We start from the raw sequence: 16,402 nt of genomic DNA, 5'->3' as shown, positions 1-16,402 counted from the left end.
TTGTAAACAAAACAGAAGGCATGGCATTTGAAGAGACAAGGGAACAGCAGCAGATGTACAACTACTTCCGCAGCTGCATATACATCTTCCTAATCATAGAGATTGTGATGAACCTGCCCGTCACAGCGGACAACCGTGTCACGCAGTTCATTCTCGACCTGTTGGGGCGTTTCAAGGTGTTCAACACCGTGTCGGGCTGCAAGCTGGCGGAGCTGGTGTGCATCTGCATCGTCTGCATCGGCACCAAGGCGAAGAAGGCGTTGAAGTTCAACGTGCGCACGATGGTGGTCTATCCCGTGCTGGCCGGACTGACCCTTGTCGGGCTGTGCTTCGTGTTCCACGGGATGTACTTCGGCGTCAGCTGGTTCGGCTTCCCGGCCAACCGCATCCTGTACGCGCTCTGTTCGGTGGCGGGCACCATGCTGGTGCATCAGGGGCTGGACGGCATCGCCAAGTATTACAACAACAAGGTGGGCGAAGACCGCTTCAACTTCGAGAACGAGTCGTTCCAGCAGTCGGAGGCGTTGGTCGCCAACGACTACTCGGTGAACATCCCCATGATATACTACTGGAAGCGGAGGATGCACCGGGGATGGATAAACATCATCAACCCGTTCCGGGGGACGATCGTGCTGGGTACGCCCGGTTCGGGAAAGTCGTTCGGCGTCATCGACCCGTTCATCCGGCAGCACGCCGCCAAGGGCTTCGCCATGATGGTCTATGACTTCAAGTACCCCACGCTGGCCAGGACGCTCTTCTACCAGTTCTGCAAGAACCGGAAGGCAGGGAGGCTGCCCGCGAACTGCGGCTTCCGCACCATCAACTTTACCGATGTGGAGTATTCCGACCGCATCAACCCCATCCAGCGGAAGTACATCCCCGACCTTGCGGCGGCCTCGGAGACGGCGGCCACCCTGCTGGCCTCGCTCAACAAGGGAGGCGGCGAGAAAAAGGGCGGCTCGGAGGCGTTTTTCACCAACTCGGCGGAGAACTTCCTCGCGGCCATCATCTACTTCTTCGTGAACTTCCATCCCGTGGGCTTCAAGGACGGCAGGAAGCTCAGGCGCTTCATCCTACACGAGGGAAAGAAGCTGGAAATCGTCATCAGGAACTGGGATGACTACAACGCCATCGACAAGGACGGGAACGTGGTGCTGGACTTCGTGGACGAGAAGGGAAACGATGTCTCCACGGACGAGGACAGGATGTTCGTGGACTTGAACGGTTACAGGTATAAAGACCGCACGGGGAAGCTGATACGCATCGACCGCTGCTGGTATGAGGACAGGGACGGCAACGAGGTGGAGCCGGACACCATCACGGGGGAATACTCGGACATGCCGCACGTGCTGTCTTTCCTCGGCAGGCCATACGACCAGGTGTTCAATATCCTGATGCAGGACGACAAGATAGCCTCGCTTATGGCGCCGTTTAAGAGTGCTTACGAGAACAAGGCCAACGACCAGCTGGAAGGCATGGTGGGCACGTTGCGCGTCAATGCGGCAAGACTCGTGTCGCCTGAAGCCTATTGGGTGTTCACCGGGGACGACTTCGACCTGAAGATTTCCGACAGGGAGCATCCCAGCTACCTTGTCATCGCCAACGACCCGGAGAAGGAGCAGGTCATCGGCTCGCTCAACGCATTGGTGCTGAACCGCCTGATAACCCGTGTGAACTCCAAGGGGAACATCCCGGTGAGCATCATCGTGGACGAGCTGCCCACCCTTTATTTCCATAAGATAGACCGTCTTATCGGCACGGCACGCTCCAATAAGGTGGCCGTTACACTGGGCTTCCAGGAGCTTCCGCAACTGGAGGCCGACTACGGCAAGGTCGGGATGCAGAAGATTATCACCACGTGCGGCAACATCTTCATGGGGGCGGCACGCAACAAGGAGACGCTGGAATGGGCACAGAACGACGTGTTCGGCAAGGCCAAGCAGACCTCGCGCTCCATCTCCATCAACGACCAGAAGGTTTCCACCACCATATCGGAGAAGATGGACTACCTCGTTCCTGCCGCCAAGATAGCGGACATGGCCACGGGATGGCTGGCCGGACAGGCGGCGCGTGACTTCACCGCCACGGACGAGAAGATGCTGGACAGGTTCGACATCGAGCAGTCGGAGGAGTTCAAGACCACCAAGTATTTCTGCAAGACGCACTTCGACATGAAGAAGATTAAGGACGAGGAGGGACACTACGTGCCGCTGCCCAAAATCTACGAGTTCAAGAACGACCGGGAGAAGGAAATTCTGCTCAACCGCAATTTCAAACGGGTTAATCAGGAGGTAGAGGATATGGTCAAGGAACTGCTTGGAATGAGCTAAGTGATTGTCTAGCTGTTTCTGATAACATATTGAAAGATAATGATATATGAATATTGGTTCGACTTCCTATCTGCCTGAACCGCTTCCTTTGTTGAGCGGAAGCGCATTGAAAATCATCGCCGTGGTTTCCATGGTTATTGACCATTACGCATATTATCTTATGGATGGCAATACAATGGCTTATGAGGTGATGCGGTGCTTCGGGCGTATCGCCTTCCCCGTGTTCGCTTTCCTGGTTGCGGAAGGTTTCGCCCATACGCGGAACAGGATGCGGTACTTCCTTTCCCTCATGTTGTTCGCAGTCGTCAGCGAAGTGCCGTGGTATCTGTTGAACGGTGCGGACGGCACGCACAACGTGATGTTCACGCTGGCCTTGGGAGTGGCGGCATTGGCCGCATTCGAGAGGCTTTGGGAACATCGTATCTTATGCTGTTGTTCCATATTGATGACGGCATGGCTAGCGGCATGGTTGGAAGCGGACTACGAATGGAGGGGTGTGCTGATGATAGTAGTGTTCTACCTGTTGAATATGGGCAAGAACACACCGGTCACTTTGCGCAGGATAATGCAACTGCTGTTTGCTTTTCCGCTGATGATGCACTACGGCATAATCGGTGCGCTGCTTGCCTGTGCGGTCATCTTCCTGTATAACGGCACAAGGGGTTTCATCCACGGGAATGTGGCCAAGTACTGTTTCTATGCCTTTTATCCGGCACATCTGTTCCTTTTATGCATCTGTTGAATGTTCACTTCAACAGGAAGTCAAATAAACTTCCGTCCGCATCCGGGAACAATCCTTGAAAGTGCTTTTCCATCCGCTGGCGCGACTCTTCGGGAGTGCGGTCGGGATGGCAGCTGTCCTTGCCCAAGAGGACTTCAGGCATGGTAAGCAACGACCATCCCCCAGCCGTAGTTGCGCCCGTGCCGGTCTTTCGAATAGACGAAATCCTCCGTGACGATATAACAGCCCATTTCAAGACGTGAGATATAGGTATCGAACTTGCCGCGCATCTTCGTTCCCGTAAAGCCGCAGGCTTTGCGCAGGTCACGGGTAATCATGCTGCCGTTTTCCTGCAATGTCTTAAGTATCATGTCCTCAATGCTGCTTTCCTCCGGATGTGGATACACATTTCGGCGCCAGTTGCAGAAGTCCGGCCACCATTCGCGGCTTATGAAGGCAGCTTTCCGGTCAAAGAACTTGCCGTATGCGCATCCGGCTCTCCCGGATGATGTCGCCTTTCCATTCCCATAGCGGCCATTCCCATCCGCCGTCGGGCAACGTGACGTAACGGCATTCCTCGTCAACCGCTTCTTCCGCCGACCATCCGTCCAGTCCCATGTGCAGCAACGGCAGGAAGCCGATTTCGTTGATGTATTCAACCAATCCGCTGCAATTATATATCTCGTTTATTTTCATGGCAACTTTTTTATGTATTCGGACAAGAGTTCCTTAGAATCTTATCCATGCTCTTCCCTTTGGCAAGTTCGTCAACGAGCTTGTCAAGATACCTTCTCTCACGCATCAGTGGTTCTGCAATGATCTCGACCCGAACACCGCAGACCGTTCCCTTGATAAGCAGGCGGTCGGGATTCAACTGTGGGGCGTTCTGAAAAAATCGCCGTATGTAATGTCGGTGGCGAGAATTTCCGTAAGCTGTCCGGGCGTGTACCCTGTGAGCCATTGCACAATCTGCCGCACCTCGCTTTCCGACCGTCCCTTCCGTTCGGCCTTGGCAACCAGCAAGGGATAGGCCTTGGCCAACGGCATCTGATATACTTTGTTCGTTTCCATGACACATTTATATGATGGCTGTTCACGTTCGTTTATATTGGGACAAAGTTGCTGTTCTTTTGCTAATCAGGCAATTTCCAGCTCGTTTCTTGTCATATTCTACAAAATTTTAGGAAAAGGCGTCGGAAATCATAGGTTTATGCACTTGTAATTATCTATATTCCGCCATAATTTGGTTTATGCTATTCGCCATATTTCACAATGCTGTAACCGTGATGAAACATCAAGATGCTATTTTTGTCATCAAATCCATTAAACATTCGTATCATGAAAGAAAAGGACCTGCGCAAAGAAGCCTATAAAGAAAGCAAGAAGAGCCAACGAAAGGAAACGGTTATTGTCTTTGCAGTAATAGCCGGGGCAGGTGCTCTTTTCTGGTGCGCATTGATTCCGATTAATTTTTGGTTTGGCTGTGGATTAGGCCTTTTCTTAATCGCAGTGGCTTGCTTCTTTGCCCATGCTACCTGGAAGAGGCATCAGACGGAGCTTCACGCGGTTGCGCAAGGTATCTTGACGGAAGCCGAAGTGGTGGAACTGAAGGATGAAAAGGACTCTGACGGCAAGCTGACGACAATGGCCGTCTATGAATTTGCCTTGCCCGGAGGCTCGAAGCACCGCTTCAAGGAATCCGTTTCTTCCTCGATGGCAGGGATTTTGGGGCTGATACGGGTGGGTGTCAAGCTTCCCCTGTTTGTTGACCGGAATAATCCGGACATTTTCTATAAGATGAAACACCGCCTTACGGAACAATCCGTTCCGGATATGGACGATGCCGTCATCAGCCAATACCTCGGAAAGTATGGGAATAGCTTGGACAGGCTACGGTCTGAGGAGGTTGTCCGGGGATACAAGATGTTCGGGCGGATATGGAGGACATTCTTAGGGCTCGTCATCGCCGGTGCGTTGGCAGGCATCGGTTTCGTGGTGTACAATAACTGGCGGAATATGCGCCATGACGACATCGGGCTTCCTCCCGGCGTGTTTATTTCCCTCATAGGCACTACGGAGGTCTACCAGTATTTCCCCGAAACCAATGAGTGGAGCTACTATGCAGATGATTTTGGTGTAGCGCGGACAGCCCGTTGGCGTTATGACAGCAAATGCCGCAAGCCGCTCCAACTGGGCTACACCGGTGCCTCTTTTACATCCCAAGGGGCGAGCGACTGGCCGGAACTGCTCATTCCCGAAAGTTACCGTGATCGGTTGGACGAGTTTGCCGCAGACAAGACGGACAACAGTTTGACTCCTCCATGATTTATCATTTGTCCTATTCACTAAAAAACATATTCATTATGTATCCCGACAGAGAGAAGGCATTGGCCAAAGGCAGACGGAAAGGCAAAACCTTTATCCGAGTATTCTGCGGCATATTTATTTCGGTAGGTATTATCCTGCTCATCGTCGGCATCGCCGTTGGTGTCAGCGGCCACACATTCCGGCAAAAGGCTGAACCGACGGATGCCGTTATCTTGGCCATGCGCGGAGCGAGCAGCGAATCGTTGGGTACTCCTGTCGTGGAATATACCGTAGACGGAAAATCCTATACGGCCATGCTCAACATGGCATCCTCGTCCATGTATCCGGGCAAGCGGATAACCATATATTATCAGAAAAACAATCCGCGGGAAGTGCGCTATCTGGACGATAACGGTTGGCTGATTCTCATCTTCGCGTTTATAGGAACCGTGTTTACCGGAATAGGGACGGCCTTCTGGCTGGTGAAACGCAGCCATGAGCGGAAAGCCCGTCAGCTGTTGGCAACGGGGGAAGTGGTGGAAGCGGAAATTACAGGCATCGGTGAAGATACAAGCAGTTCGATGAACGGACATCATCCTATCATGGTCAGTTGCCGCTACACCGCACCGGATGGACGGGTGTACTTCTTCCGCAGCGGTTCCTTCTGGTATGAAAGCTACGAGATAGCCCCGAAGAAGAAGGTGCGCGTGTATGTGGACCGCAACAATCCGGCAAATTATTATGTAGATGTGGACAGTGCCGTAGGATAAAGAGTCATCCCTTTATGCAAAGAATTATGCGGCTATTGAAATCATTTATCGTTTGGATATGCTTCATCCCTGTGGCAATACTCAATGGCGGATTGCGTGAATATGTACTGGTCAAGTTTATTGGAGAAGAAACGGCATTACCCGTGAGCGGGATATTGCTAAGCGTATTCATCTTTCTGGTAACATGGCTGATGCTTCCCCGTTTGGTAAAAGACTGTGGCATGAAAGGCTGTCTGGCAATAGGTGTTTGCTGGGCGTTATTGACCGCAGCCTTAGAGTCTGCCGCCGGAATTACCGGAGGCAGTACCATTACGGAAATTCTTGCCGCCTACAATCCATCGACGGGCAATCTGTGGGTGCTTGTATTGGCAACGACATTACTGTCACCTGTGCTGCTGAAAATGTTCAAACAGATTTAATTTAGAGGTATTGCTCCAATATACGGCTTAGCGAACGGACATACCTTGGGTCTTCCGCATAGCCGATGTTCTTCAGCCATAGCAGGTAGTTCCCTCCATTGTACTTGTACTGCACTTTTGTATAGTACGCCCTGACGCTTTCCGTCCAATGCCCAAACTCGAAATATTTTCCTGTCCGTGGGTCGGTCAGGCCGAACAGGTTGTGCCTGTTCCTGCATACCGGGGAGGTGAACCACCCGGTTTCAAGGATGGCCTGTGCCAATACGATTTTCGGATGACGTATTCCGTTCCGTATGATTTCCTTATAGAGGTTGGGAATGGTCAGTTCGGGAAGCATGGATTTTGGGGATGTCTTTTTGTCACTTTTTTGGCCTTTCCGCTTCTCCTTTTTCTCTATCGGTGCTTTGATTTGCAATGTGTCGTTTCTGACACTTTGTACATTGTTACTGATTGTATCATTCTCTTTTTCAGTATTTTTCATCGCTTTGCTTCCAGAACCGGGTATTAACTCCGACTCCTTGGTAATGGTATAGAACTGTGCGGAAGCCGTAAGTGGCAGGAGCGACAGCATCAGATACAGCAGAATAGTGTTGTGCATTTCTTTTTCTTGTTTGGGTGAAAATACTTTTGCAGGGTGTTCAAGCGGTTTCGTCCGCAAAATTAACCCGTAAAAACAAGTATAACGAAATGGACAACAGAAATTTATCCGAAACGCTGCCCTACGGGAAGCTGGCGATGCTGGGCATCGACAAGGAGAAGGCAGACCTTCTTCCGCAGGAGGTGAAGGAAAAGCTGCTCTCCGGCGAGGTCACACCCCTCATGCAGGTTTCCATCCGTGCGCAGAACGGCAACGACGTCACGCTGCCGCTCAAACTCCAGCTGGTGTCAGACCGGCTGGGCAACCCGGCCCTGATGGCCTATCCCGTCAGGGCAATTCTTGAAACGGAACGCAACAAGGCTCTTGGCCTGACTGAACAGGAAGCGGAACGCCTCAAAAAAGGCGAAGTCATACAGAAGGCCGTGGATGTGGACGGCGAAAAGACCCGGCAGTACCTCCAGCTTGACCCTGAGACTAAATCTGTCCTCCACCGCCGTGTGACCGAAATTCGGCTGGAACAGAAGCTGAAGGACATGGAGAAGGTGAACGACATCGAGCTGGGCACGCAGCAGAAGCAGCAGGTGCGCGACGGCAAGCCCGTGGAACTCAATGTCGGCGGCGAAAAGGTGTCGGTCGGCGTTGACCTGAGGGAGCCGCAGGGCTTCAGGGTCATCAAGGGCGACCTGAAGGAATGGGAACGCCAGCAGAAGCTGCGCTACGACGAGCTGCACCCTGAATACCTCGGACTGGTACAGACCGACAGCAACCGTTGGGAATACCGGAAGGTCGTGGACAGGCAGTCGCAGGAACGTGCCATGAAGCTGCACTCTCCCAAAGAGAATGTCAGCCAAAGTCTCAAACGCTAAATCCGTCCGCTTATGGCAAAGAAGCAAGAACAGGAAAACGCCGCAGACATGTTGCGGCAGTTCGACACGCTGAAACAGAAGCATCCCGACGCGATGCTCCTCTTCCGGAAGGGGGATTTCTACGAGATGTACAGGGAGGATGCGGTCAAGGCCGCCGCCGTACTGGCCATCACGCTGACCAGCAGGGTCTTTCCCGGTGAGAAAGACCCCGTCAAATACACCTTGTTTCCCTATCACGCCTTGGATGTATATCTTCCTAAACTGATACGCTCCGGGCAGAGGGTGGCCATCTGTGACCAACTCGAAACTCCCAAGCTGAAAAAGGATGAGCGGCCCATACAAGGAGCCGGAGAAAAGTTAAAGGTAAAAGAAGAAATCATACCCAACAATACTGATATGGCAAAGAAAAAGAAAGACCAGGCCGTGCAGGACAAGCCTGTCCAAACTGACTCCAATGAAGTGAAGGAGAAACCTGCCCGTCAGAAAAATACGGAACAAAAGACCGGTACGAAACCGAAAGCTGAAGCGAAGGCGGACGCCAATGTGGAACAGCAGGCCGAGGCGAAGAAGGAACGCAAGCCGCGCGAGCCGCAGATGGTGACGGCCGACGGCGGCAAGGTGACCCACGGCCATGCCTACCAGGGCAAGGACAACCCGGAGGACTGGTATTTCACCGCAAAAATTGACGGGCAGCAGCTCAAGCCGCAGAAGATGGATGCCGCCGACCTCGCCGCCTACCAGAAGAAGGAGCTGACCGTGCCGCAACTGATGGAACGCTACTACCCGACGAAGCTGATGCCGAAAGTGCCGGAGGACACCTACAGGTTCCCCCGGCAGATGGAGGGCGCGGAAGGTGCGGTAGCCATCGAGAAGTTCAATGTCTACAAGGAGAAGGACGAGCAGCGTCCCGACTTCGGACGGTACAAGTTCTATGCCCAGGTGGACGGCGCAAGGATGTCCGCCGTGGCCTCGCGCCAGGACTTGAACGCCTACTTCGACCGGGTGATGACCCCGAACCAGCTCATCGAGAAGAACTTCGGCGAGCGGCTGCACCTGAAGTCCGCCTACGAGAAGTACCGGCTTCCCGAAGGCGTTGACCCCAAGGGCGTCCGTGTGGCGAAAGACCACACCGACAACAAGTGGAAGGTGTATGTGGACATGGGTGACAAGGGTAAGACCGCCCGGCATGAAATCTCCTTTGACGATGGCTATTCGCTTTTCAAGACCCGTACCGCCACACGCGAGCAGATTGCGGCCAAGTACCTCACCCCGGAAATCAACGGGCTGCTCTCGGCCCAGACCAACAGGCTGGAGAAATCAAACTCAATGAAAATGTAAATCACTCACTCATAATAAAATAACATAATTATGTCAGAAGCAATAAAACACGAGGAGCTGGTTGAACTCCTCCAGGAAGGCAAGATAGGCTATCTCCGCTTCGTGCTGGAGGGCGAAAGCGAACAGGACTATCTGGAGTGGTGCCGTGCGCACGGCACGGACCCGTCGGACGAGTCCGCCGAGTTTTATGTGGAACAGACGGACATCATGCAGATGGAACGCCAGCTAATCGACGACGGGGACTATGGCATCTGGAACTAACCCGGCATCTGCCAACTCCGGCCAGGCGGCCATAGACCGCTTCGCCGAGATGATGATCGGGCGCATGGAGCAGATGAAGGCGTCCGACTGGAAGAAGGGCTGGATAGGCGGAGCGTCGGGATATGCGGGTCTGCCCCAGAACGTGGGCGGACGCAACTATTCCGGCTCCAACTCCTTCTTCCTGCAGCTCCACACGGCGGCCAACGGCTACGACCTGCCCGTGTTCCTCACCTTCAAGCAGGCGCACAACCTGAAAGCCCACGTGCTCAAAGGCGAGAAGGCCTTCCCCGTCATCTATTGGGACATGCTCGTGAAAGACAAGGACGGCAGGAAGGTCAGTTCGGAGGAATACCGGGCCATGAGCAAAGAGGAGAAGGAAGGCATGGAGGTTATCCCGTTCGTCAAGGCGTTTCCCGTGTACAACGTGGCGCAGACCAACCTGGCCGAAGTGCAGCCCGAACGGATGCAGAAGCTCATGGACAGGTTCAGGCTGCCCGAACTCCGCGACACGGAAGGCATGTACGCCCACGCCGCGCTTGACAGGATGGTCGAAACGCAGGGCTGGGTCTGTCCGATACAGGCGGACAAGCGTGTGGACGGGGCGTATTACTCGCCGGGACAGGACATCGTGGTGCTGCCCATGAAGGCGCAGTTCAACATTGGGAGTACGCCCGATGAAATCTACCGTGGCGGCATGGAGTTCTATTCCACCATGCTACATGAGATGGCCCACTCCACCATGACACCGCAGCGGCTCAACCGCGACGGCATGGGTAGGTTCGGAGACCCCAAGTATGCCAAGGAGGAGCTTGTCGCCGAACTGACGGCGGCGATGATAAGCCATTCGATGGGCTTTGACTCGAAGGTCACGGACAACTCGGCCGCCTACCTGGATTCGTGGATCGGCGTGTTGAAACAGGAGCCGAAATTCATCGTCTCGGTCATGGCGGACGTGAACAGGGCTTCGGACATGATACTCGACCATGTGGACAGGCAGCGGCTGGCCTTGAACGAACAGCCCTATTTGGCCAAGAACGACCCGCTCGCCCCGCTTGCCCCCGGCGAGGAAGTGCCCTTCAGGAACGCGGCCATCGTCAAGACACGCGGCGGTGACTACGCCATCCGTGCCTCGTATGACGGCGTGGAGCTGGGTCTGAAGAAGGTGTCGAAAGGCACGGCCCGGACTTACTTCCAGCTTACGGACTACAAGGACAAGGCGGCCTTCCTGAACATGACAGCACGCAAGACCTTCGGACCGGAGATTGCCATGATGGGCAGGACGCAGGCCGTAAGCGCCAAGATGAGTATCTAATCCAAACAAAGTAATACCGTATGCCGGACTACAAGGTAAACTTCAAGGAACTCAAGTCACGTGTCGGCGTGACCGATGTGGCCTACGCCCTCGGCTACCGCCTTGACCGCAAGGCCGGCGTGGGACGTTACATCGAGCTGGTATTGGGTGACGGACGGGAGAAGCGTGACACCATCATTGTCAGCCATCCCAACGACAGGGGCACCCAGACGTTCTTCCGCCGGGACGGCTCCAAAGGGGATGTCCTGACACTTATCCGTGAGAATCTGGGTGCCTTTTTCGTCACCGGTAAGGACGATTGGCAGAAGACTGCCAAGGTCATGGCACGCTTCGCCAATATGCCCGAACCGGAATACCATGAAGATTGGGAATACCTGAAATCAGCCAAGGCTGCATCAGCTTTTGATATTTCACGATATGAAGTGAAGCAAATAGACATGGAGCGCATTCCTCAGATCTTCCACCAACGCGGACTATCCGATGAAACGGTCAGACAATTTGCCCCATTCGTTTTTCTCATACGGGACAGACGGAACGGGAATTTTGACGGCTACAACATCGGCTTTCCCTATACCGACACGGATAATCAGGTGAAAGGATATGAAGTACGCGGTTACGGCGGCTACAAGTCAAAGGCTGCAGGCACGGATTCCTCTTCGGCGGCATGGGTGGCCGACTTTTCCGGCGGTAATCCGGAAGCGGTCAGGTGCGTATTCTTTTGTGAGTCCGCCTTCGATGCGATGGCTTTCCACCAGATGAACAGAAACCAGTTGCACCCGGATGTGGCATTGGTCTCCCTCGGAGGGACATTCTCCGACAACCAGATAACCGGTGTGATGAATCGTTTTCCTAACGCCAAGGCTTTCGACTGTTTTGACAACGACATTGCCGGGCGCATCTACGGTCTTCGCATGATTGGCTTGCTGGAGGGCATCCCGATGAAAATCAGCAAAACGGAGGGCTACCTGCAAGTAGAAGCCGGAGGCAAGAATTTTACCGTCAATCCGGGAAAGGCGTTGCCCTCACAGCTTGCCGCACATCTGCCCGTCCATTATCGCACCGGACAATGGCTACCGCCCAAGGCGTTCAAGGACTGGAACGACTGCCTCTTGAACAAGCCGGTGGCTCCGGTTCTCGTCCCACGCAAGGAGGAACGCGACCGGAATCTGGCGGAGCGGAGAAAAGGTAATCTCAAAATGTAACGTAACATGGAACATATATGAAAGCAATCAGACTGAAAATGGCCGCCGGGGCGTTGGCCCTGTGGTTGGCCGGAGGCCATACCGTTCCGGCGTTCGCCCAACAGATAGATCCGGCACTGGCCGGTGCGGTGACGGCACAGACGCTGGAACTGAAAAGCCTGCACGACAAGCGCAGGAAGACGCAGGAGAAGATAATCGCCGCCGAAGCCGCCGTGACGGTCGCCCTCGACCGGGTGCACAGCGTGGAGAAAAAGATGCTGGAATACCTCTCCAATGCGCAGGGTGCAGTACAGAACCTTTACCAGATCAAACGTGCAGGGGAACTGGTGACGACCGAGATACCGCAGAACTGCAACCTGTTGCTCAAATCGGTGGGGAGCAACCTCAAGGGCACGGCGATAGCGGCCATCGTGTCGGACGAGCTGACGGACGCGGCCACGCAGATGGCGGCGCTCTATCCGTTCATGAAACAGCTCGTGACTTCGGGCAGTTACGATGTGACAGGGGCTGACGGGAAGAACGAGAAGCACAAGGTCAACCTGCTGGACTCTTCAGAACGCTATTACATCGCCAACGAGGTGGTGACCAAGCTTGAAACCATCAACACCGACCTGTTCATCCTGGCCTGGCAGGTGCGCACGCTCTCGTGGAACGACCTCTGGTTCTCGCTCGACCCGGAAGGATGGGCCAATGTGATGTCCGGCAAGAACATTATCGGAGGCATCGTGGCCGACTGGAAGCGTGGATTCAATTAGGATTTTATCATCAAAATAGTGTACCATAATCATACAGCAATGGAAACAGAAAAGAAAATCATCGGCCGCTGCCCCTTGTGCGGCGGCAACGTGGTCAAGACCTGCAAAGGGTACCGCTGTGAGCATAACATCGGCGACAGCCCCTCTTGCGTACTGAACATCAACGCCATCATCGGCAACCGCAAGATGGCGGACGCGGAGGTGGCGGTACTGTTGGAGAAACGCCGCATCCTGCTGGACGGCTTCGCCAGCAAGGAGGGCAAGACGTTCCCGACCGTGCTGGAGCTTGCCGATGACGGCAACATTCTGATGCAGCCGGTCATCGGCAGGTGTCCGCACTGCGGAGGAGAAATCCGTGTGGGAAGCCGGGCGTTCAACTGCTCCAACTATGCCAATCAGAATGCGCCCTGCTCCTTCGCCATCTGGCGCAACATCGGTGGGCACCAACTCACCCTGGAGGAAGCCAAGGAAATCTGCGAGAAGGGCATCACTTCTTCGGAACTGGAGATGTACCGTGAGGACGGCAGCATCTACCGCAAACGGCTCGGCGTGTCGCCGGACAAACTTCAAATTGTGAAGATATGAGACCGGGGATGAAGATTGGGATAATACTTGCCTCCATCGTGCTGTTCTGGAGCGGCGTGTTTTGTCTTGTCTGCTGTTCGGACAATCTGAATGACCGTGCGGCGGACATGGCCGAAAAGGCATTGAGGGCATCGGTGGACAATCCCGAATCCATACGGATATTGGCTGTCAGCAAGCCGGATTCCGTGTTCGGGCATACCTACATCACGCAGGAGGAGAAGATGGCCCTTTCCATGGCCATGGTGGAAATCAACAGGAAGGTGATGGAAGCGACGGACGGGCTGGAGGACTTCGACCCGGACGACAAGGAGACTGCCGCCCTGATGGAGCGGCAGATGTCAGCCATGTCGGGCCTGAGGCGGCTGATGGACTTCGGCGGCCCGCTTGACGGGAGTCCGCAACCGTTCAGCGGCTGGAAGGTCAAGGTTGACTTCGAGGGCGTGGACGCGGACGGACAGGGCTATCATTCTGAATACTGGTTCATTCTGGACAAGGAGGCGCAATGCGTGGTGAAGTCGTTTGAGATACCCTTGCCGTAGAAGGCTAAGAATTTTATTCCTGGATATATTGAAATCTCGGTGTCATCGGTTATGGCATCGGGATTTCCTGTTCTTGAACCTATGGGCGTTCCGCTCCGGCAGATTTTCCGCTACAAAGCAACGGAAGGCCGTGGCGGCGGCGAACGACGCTCCTCTTGCCTGCGTGGAAAGCGTCCGGCAGCCTTCCGCGATTTGTGCCAAATCGGGTATTCCGGCCTCTTTCCACTGGTCACGTCCGCCTTTTGCCCCTTGCGCCTTCCGTCATGCTGTACCGTAAAATCCCGGAGCGGAAGCCGCAAGGCTTCAAACAAAAGGGAAAAAGATTAGAACTTCAAAATTCAGACGTTATGGCAATAAAACTCATTGACAGAGAGGAAAGTGTCAGCTACAAGGGCTGTATTTATGAGCTTACCTTGTTGTGGGACAGGGAAAGCGTCCGCAAGTGCTTCTGCGGTATGCCGCCGTTTTTCGCCCACATCCGCAAGGACGGAGCAAACTTCGCTATAATAGATTGTTATTCAAACGACAATGAGCGGTTTGTCGTAAAGAAGTTCATGCCGTCCTTACTGGCAAGGCCGGACTGGCAGGTGCGCTTCGACAGGGACATCAACACCATACCATTTTTGGGACTGCTGGCAGGACTGCCGATTTAACCGTATGGATTTTATCAACGTAAAAACAAGGACATATGAAAGGAACAGAACATTTCAAGGAGATTATCAAGAGTTATCTTGACCAGAGGGCAAAGGAAGATGAGCTTTTCCGTGCCAAGTATGAAACCACGGCACGCACCATTGACGATGTGGTGACTTTTATCCTACACGAAGTGAAAAACTCCGGCTGTTGTGGTTTCTCGGACAGCGAGATATATTCAATGGCGGTACACGCCATAGACGAGCCTGACCTTGAAATAGGCAAGCCGTTGCAGTGCAGTGTGGTGGTTAACCATCATATTGAACTGACGGAGGAGGAAAAGTCGGAACAGAGGGCACTCGCGCTCAAACGCTATCAGGACGAGGAGCTGCGCAAGATACAGGCACGCAATGCGAGGCCGAAAGCCCACAAGCCGCAGACGGACAGCCAACCGACATTATCACTCTTTGACAACTTTTGAGCCATGAAACCGAGGAGCAGATTTGAAAAGGCGGTGGCGGCTTCCAACGGGAAGCTATCAACCGTAAGCCCCAAAGCCGTTGAATGGGCTGTAAGGAATGTTATCACACACTTTGCCTTCCGTACTTCAAGCCATAACTGCACGTGCGGCGACTGCGGAGCGAAGTTTGACTATAAGGGAAAAGGCAAGTCGGTATGCTGCCCCCATTGCGGACACCGCTTGCAGGTAAAGGATACGTTGAAGCGCAAGGAAGTGCAGTCCGCCTACTTCTCTTTCCTTGAAGTGGCGGACGGCCTGCAGGTGCAGCGTGTGTTCCTGCTGAGAGCCGTATGCCGGAAAGGGATGAAGTTGGCAACGTCCTGTATGGAGGTGTGCCGTTTGTGGCTCAATGCCGATGGAAGGATGGCGGTAACATCAAGAGCAAGGACTTTAGGCTGGTATGTGGACAGCTTTAATTGGTGTACTGGGATTGACCTGAAACTTTTGTCCGAGGTGCATTGGGTGATTTCCGACACCTACGTTTACCCCCGTTACAAGGTGCTTCCCGAACTGAGGCGCAACGGCATGAAAGGCAGGCTTCCCGATGGTTGCCATCCGGCAAGGCTGATGAAGGCGTTGTTGACGGACAGCCGGATAGAGACGATGATGAAGTCCAAGGACTTGCAGGCCGTGGCTTATTTCGTGAGCCGTCCGCTTGATTTGGACGGATGTTGGCAGTCGTACAAGGTGGCCGCACGGCATCATTACCGCCCGTCCGACTACGGCCTGTGGTGCGATACCGTCCGCTTGTTGGAGCAATGCGGAAAGGACATCCACAACGCCAAGTATATCTGCCCCAAAGACCTAAAAGCCGCCCATGACCATTGGCTGGACAAAAGGAACAAGGCGGAGGAGAAGCGTAGAGACAGGGAACAGATGTTGAGAGCCAAGGCGAGGGAGGCGGACTTTTACAGGGAAAAGTCACGCTACTTCGGGATTGTCATCAGCGACAATGACATTGAAATATCCGTGCTTGACTCCATCGAGGCTTTCCAAGCCGAGGGAAGCAGCCTTCACCATTGCGTGTTCCAATGCGAGTATTACGCCAAGGCGGACAGCGTTATCCTGTCGGCACACGACCGCCAAGGCAACCGCATCGAGACCGTGGAGTTCTCGTTGAGCCAGGGCAAGGTCATACAAAGCCGTGGGCTGTGCAACTCCAACACGGAATACCACGACCGGATTGTAGGACTTGTAAACGCCAACGCCTACCGCTTTTTGGAGGCGAGGACACCGGCATAATTCC

At 54.0% G+C, this 16,402-nt stretch carries 21 protein-coding genes and 1 pseudogene; 17 read left to right on the top strand and 5 right to left on the bottom strand.

Going from position 1 to position 16,402, the window contains the following annotated elements; translation table 11 throughout:
- Positions 1–20: 20 nt before the first annotated feature.
- Positions 21–2,330 (top strand): type IV secretory system conjugative DNA transfer family protein, encoded by a 2,310-nt coding sequence (locus ACZM60_RS00460; protein WP_489520522.1) that lies wholly within the window; start codon positions 21–23, stop codon positions 2,328–2,330.
- 46 nt (positions 2,331–2,376) lie between these two features.
- Positions 2,377–3,072, top strand: coding sequence for a TraX family protein (locus ACZM60_RS00455; protein ID WP_258327291.1), 696 nt, complete (start codon positions 2,377–2,379; stop codon positions 3,070–3,072).
- A gap of 4 nt (positions 3,073–3,076) precedes the next feature.
- Here the strand turns inward: ACZM60_RS00455 and ACZM60_RS00450 are convergent, their stop codons facing one another.
- From ACZM60_RS00450 to ACZM60_RS00435, 4 genes and pseudogenes are all read right to left on the bottom strand, one after another.
- Complete coding sequence (locus tag ACZM60_RS00450) at positions 3,077–3,214, bottom strand: hypothetical protein (protein WP_489520521.1); 138 nt, start codon at positions 3,212–3,214, stop codon at positions 3,077–3,079.
- Positions 3,207–3,503, bottom strand: coding sequence for an AlkZ-related protein (locus tag ACZM60_RS00445; RefSeq protein ID WP_489520530.1), 297 nt, complete (start codon positions 3,501–3,503; stop codon positions 3,207–3,209). The genes ACZM60_RS00450 and ACZM60_RS00445 overlap by 8 nt, the downstream gene beginning before the upstream one ends.
- Positions 3,504–3,519: 16 nt before the next feature.
- The gene (locus ACZM60_RS00440) at positions 3,520–3,747 is read right to left on the bottom strand and encodes an AlkZ-related protein (RefSeq protein ID WP_489520520.1); all 228 of its coding nucleotides are present in this window, start codon (positions 3,745–3,747) and stop codon (positions 3,520–3,522) included.
- Positions 3,748–3,757: 10 nt separating this feature from the next.
- Positions 3,758–4,098, bottom strand: a pseudogene (locus ACZM60_RS00435) (DUF2200 domain-containing protein).
- Between the two features lie 291 nt (positions 4,099–4,389).
- On the opposite strand from ACZM60_RS00435, the gene ACZM60_RS00430 reads away from it, so the two are divergent.
- From ACZM60_RS00430 to ACZM60_RS00420, 3 genes are read left to right on the top strand one after another with little or no spacing between them, the layout of a single operon-like run.
- Positions 4,390–5,376 (top strand): DUF3592 domain-containing protein, encoded by a 987-nt coding sequence (locus tag ACZM60_RS00430; RefSeq protein WP_489520519.1) that lies wholly within the window; start codon positions 4,390–4,392, stop codon positions 5,374–5,376.
- Positions 5,377–5,414: 38 nt separating this feature from the next.
- Positions 5,415–6,128 carry a DUF3592 domain-containing protein gene (locus ACZM60_RS00425; protein ID WP_177608005.1) on the top strand — a complete coding sequence of 238 codons (714 nt, stop codon included), beginning with the start codon at positions 5,415–5,417 and terminating at the stop codon, positions 6,126–6,128.
- A gap of 14 nt (positions 6,129–6,142) precedes the next feature.
- Positions 6,143–6,547 (top strand): hypothetical protein, encoded by a 405-nt coding sequence (locus tag ACZM60_RS00420; RefSeq protein ID WP_239466059.1) that lies wholly within the window; start codon positions 6,143–6,145, stop codon positions 6,545–6,547.
- A 1-nt stretch (position 6,548) separates the two neighbouring features.
- Here the strand turns inward: ACZM60_RS00420 and ACZM60_RS00415 are convergent, their stop codons facing one another.
- A complete protein-coding gene (locus tag ACZM60_RS00415) occupies positions 6,549–7,145 on the bottom strand; it encodes a glucosaminidase domain-containing protein (protein WP_489520518.1) in 597 nt (198 codons plus the stop codon).
- 89 nt (positions 7,146–7,234) lie between these two features.
- Between ACZM60_RS00415 and ACZM60_RS00410 the strand changes: the two genes are divergently transcribed.
- The 12 genes from ACZM60_RS00410 (at position 7,235) to ACZM60_RS00355 (ending at position 16,398) form a co-directional block, all read left to right on the top strand.
- Positions 7,235–8,011 (top strand): DUF4099 domain-containing protein, encoded by a 777-nt coding sequence (locus ACZM60_RS00410; protein ID WP_087251007.1) that lies wholly within the window; start codon positions 7,235–7,237, stop codon positions 8,009–8,011.
- A 12-nt stretch (positions 8,012–8,023) separates the two neighbouring features.
- Positions 8,024–9,349 (top strand): MutS N-terminal domain-containing protein, encoded by a 1,326-nt coding sequence (locus ACZM60_RS00405; protein ID WP_172774779.1) that lies wholly within the window; start codon positions 8,024–8,026, stop codon positions 9,347–9,349.
- A gap of 30 nt (positions 9,350–9,379) precedes the next feature.
- Positions 9,380–9,610, top strand: a complete 231-nt coding sequence (locus tag ACZM60_RS00400) for a hypothetical protein (RefSeq protein ID WP_087251004.1) — start codon at positions 9,380–9,382, stop codon at positions 9,608–9,610.
- Positions 9,594–10,922: an ArdC family protein gene (locus ACZM60_RS00395; protein ID WP_249081606.1), complete on the top strand. Its 1,329-nt coding sequence runs from the start codon at positions 9,594–9,596 to the stop codon at positions 10,920–10,922. The genes ACZM60_RS00400 and ACZM60_RS00395 overlap by 17 nt, the downstream gene beginning before the upstream one ends.
- Positions 10,923–10,942: 20 nt before the next feature.
- Positions 10,943–12,124 carry a DUF3991 and TOPRIM domain-containing protein gene (locus ACZM60_RS00390; RefSeq protein ID WP_125105098.1) on the top strand — a complete coding sequence of 394 codons (1,182 nt, stop codon included), beginning with the start codon at positions 10,943–10,945 and terminating at the stop codon, positions 12,122–12,124.
- A gap of 17 nt (positions 12,125–12,141) precedes the next feature.
- A complete protein-coding gene (locus tag ACZM60_RS00385; RefSeq protein ID WP_489520517.1) occupies positions 12,142–12,879 on the top strand; it encodes a hypothetical protein in 738 nt (245 codons plus the stop codon).
- Between the two features lie 39 nt (positions 12,880–12,918).
- A complete protein-coding gene (locus tag ACZM60_RS00380) occupies positions 12,919–13,464 on the top strand; it encodes a topoisomerase C-terminal repeat-containing protein (RefSeq protein WP_172774775.1) in 546 nt (181 codons plus the stop codon).
- Positions 13,461–14,003 (top strand): hypothetical protein, encoded by a 543-nt coding sequence (locus ACZM60_RS00375; protein ID WP_087207533.1) that lies wholly within the window; start codon positions 13,461–13,463, stop codon positions 14,001–14,003. Before ACZM60_RS00380 ends, ACZM60_RS00375 begins: the two co-directional genes overlap by 4 nt.
- Positions 14,004–14,054: 51 nt before the next feature.
- Complete coding sequence (locus tag ACZM60_RS00370) at positions 14,055–14,330, top strand: hypothetical protein (protein ID WP_489520516.1); 276 nt, start codon at positions 14,055–14,057, stop codon at positions 14,328–14,330.
- A gap of 20 nt (positions 14,331–14,350) precedes the next feature.
- Positions 14,351–14,656, top strand: a complete 306-nt coding sequence (locus ACZM60_RS00365) for a hypothetical protein (RefSeq protein ID WP_489520515.1) — start codon at positions 14,351–14,353, stop codon at positions 14,654–14,656.
- A gap of 35 nt (positions 14,657–14,691) precedes the next feature.
- The gene (locus ACZM60_RS00360) at positions 14,692–15,117 is read left to right on the top strand and encodes a PcfK-like family protein (RefSeq protein WP_489520514.1); all 426 of its coding nucleotides are present in this window, start codon (positions 14,692–14,694) and stop codon (positions 15,115–15,117) included.
- A 237-nt stretch (positions 15,118–15,354) separates the two neighbouring features.
- Positions 15,355–16,398 (top strand): PcfJ domain-containing protein, encoded by a 1,044-nt coding sequence (locus tag ACZM60_RS00355; RefSeq protein WP_489520513.1) that lies wholly within the window; start codon positions 15,355–15,357, stop codon positions 16,396–16,398.
- The last annotated feature ends 4 nt before the right edge of the window (positions 16,399–16,402 follow it).

It is taken from the genome of Phocaeicola sp., assembly GCF_057861905.1.
The sequence above is the reverse complement of the archived record's forward strand: the minus strand, read 5'-3'. Positions and strand labels throughout refer to the sequence as shown.

Bases quoted from the DNA above. Each gene is read 5' to 3' on its own strand.
- ACZM60_RS00365 (WP_489520515.1), top strand. From the start codon at position 14,351: ATGGCAATAAAACTCATTGACAGAGAGGAAAGTGTCAGCTACAAGGGC.
- ACZM60_RS00385 (WP_489520517.1), top strand. From the start codon at position 12,142: ATGAAAGCAATCAGACTGAAAATGGCCGCCGGGGCGTTGGCCCTGTGG.
- ACZM60_RS00360 (WP_489520514.1), top strand. From the start codon at position 14,692: ATGAAAGGAACAGAACATTTCAAGGAGATTATCAAGAGTTATCTTGAC.
- ACZM60_RS00370 (WP_489520516.1), top strand. From the start codon at position 14,055: ATGGCATCGGGATTTCCTGTTCTTGAACCTATGGGCGTTCCGCTCCGG.
- ACZM60_RS00430 (WP_489520519.1), top strand. From the start codon at position 4,390: ATGAAAGAAAAGGACCTGCGCAAAGAAGCCTATAAAGAAAGCAAGAAG.
- ACZM60_RS00450 (WP_489520521.1), bottom strand. From the start codon at position 3,214: ATGCCTGAAGTCCTCTTGGGCAAGGACAGCTGCCATCCCGACCGCACT.
- ACZM60_RS00405 (WP_172774779.1), top strand. From the start codon at position 8,024: ATGGCAAAGAAGCAAGAACAGGAAAACGCCGCAGACATGTTGCGGCAG.
- ACZM60_RS00410 (WP_087251007.1), top strand. From the start codon at position 7,235: ATGGACAACAGAAATTTATCCGAAACGCTGCCCTACGGGAAGCTGGCG.
- ACZM60_RS00380 (WP_172774775.1), top strand. From the start codon at position 12,919: ATGGAAACAGAAAAGAAAATCATCGGCCGCTGCCCCTTGTGCGGCGGC.
- ACZM60_RS00455 (WP_258327291.1), top strand. From the start codon at position 2,377: ATGAATATTGGTTCGACTTCCTATCTGCCTGAACCGCTTCCTTTGTTG.
- ACZM60_RS00415 (WP_489520518.1), bottom strand. From the start codon at position 7,145: ATGCACAACACTATTCTGCTGTATCTGATGCTGTCGCTCCTGCCACTT.
- ACZM60_RS00425 (WP_177608005.1), top strand. From the start codon at position 5,415: ATGTATCCCGACAGAGAGAAGGCATTGGCCAAAGGCAGACGGAAAGGC.
- ACZM60_RS00390 (WP_125105098.1), top strand. From the start codon at position 10,943: ATGCCGGACTACAAGGTAAACTTCAAGGAACTCAAGTCACGTGTCGGC.
- ACZM60_RS00440 (WP_489520520.1), bottom strand. From the start codon at position 3,747: ATGAAAATAAACGAGATATATAATTGCAGCGGATTGGTTGAATACATC.
- ACZM60_RS00375 (WP_087207533.1), top strand. From the start codon at position 13,461: ATGAGACCGGGGATGAAGATTGGGATAATACTTGCCTCCATCGTGCTG.
- ACZM60_RS00420 (WP_239466059.1), top strand. From the start codon at position 6,143: ATGCAAAGAATTATGCGGCTATTGAAATCATTTATCGTTTGGATATGC.
- ACZM60_RS00460 (WP_489520522.1), top strand. From the start codon at position 21: ATGGCATTTGAAGAGACAAGGGAACAGCAGCAGATGTACAACTACTTC.
- ACZM60_RS00395 (WP_249081606.1), top strand. From the start codon at position 9,594: ATGGCATCTGGAACTAACCCGGCATCTGCCAACTCCGGCCAGGCGGCC.
- ACZM60_RS00400 (WP_087251004.1), top strand. From the start codon at position 9,380: ATGTCAGAAGCAATAAAACACGAGGAGCTGGTTGAACTCCTCCAGGAA.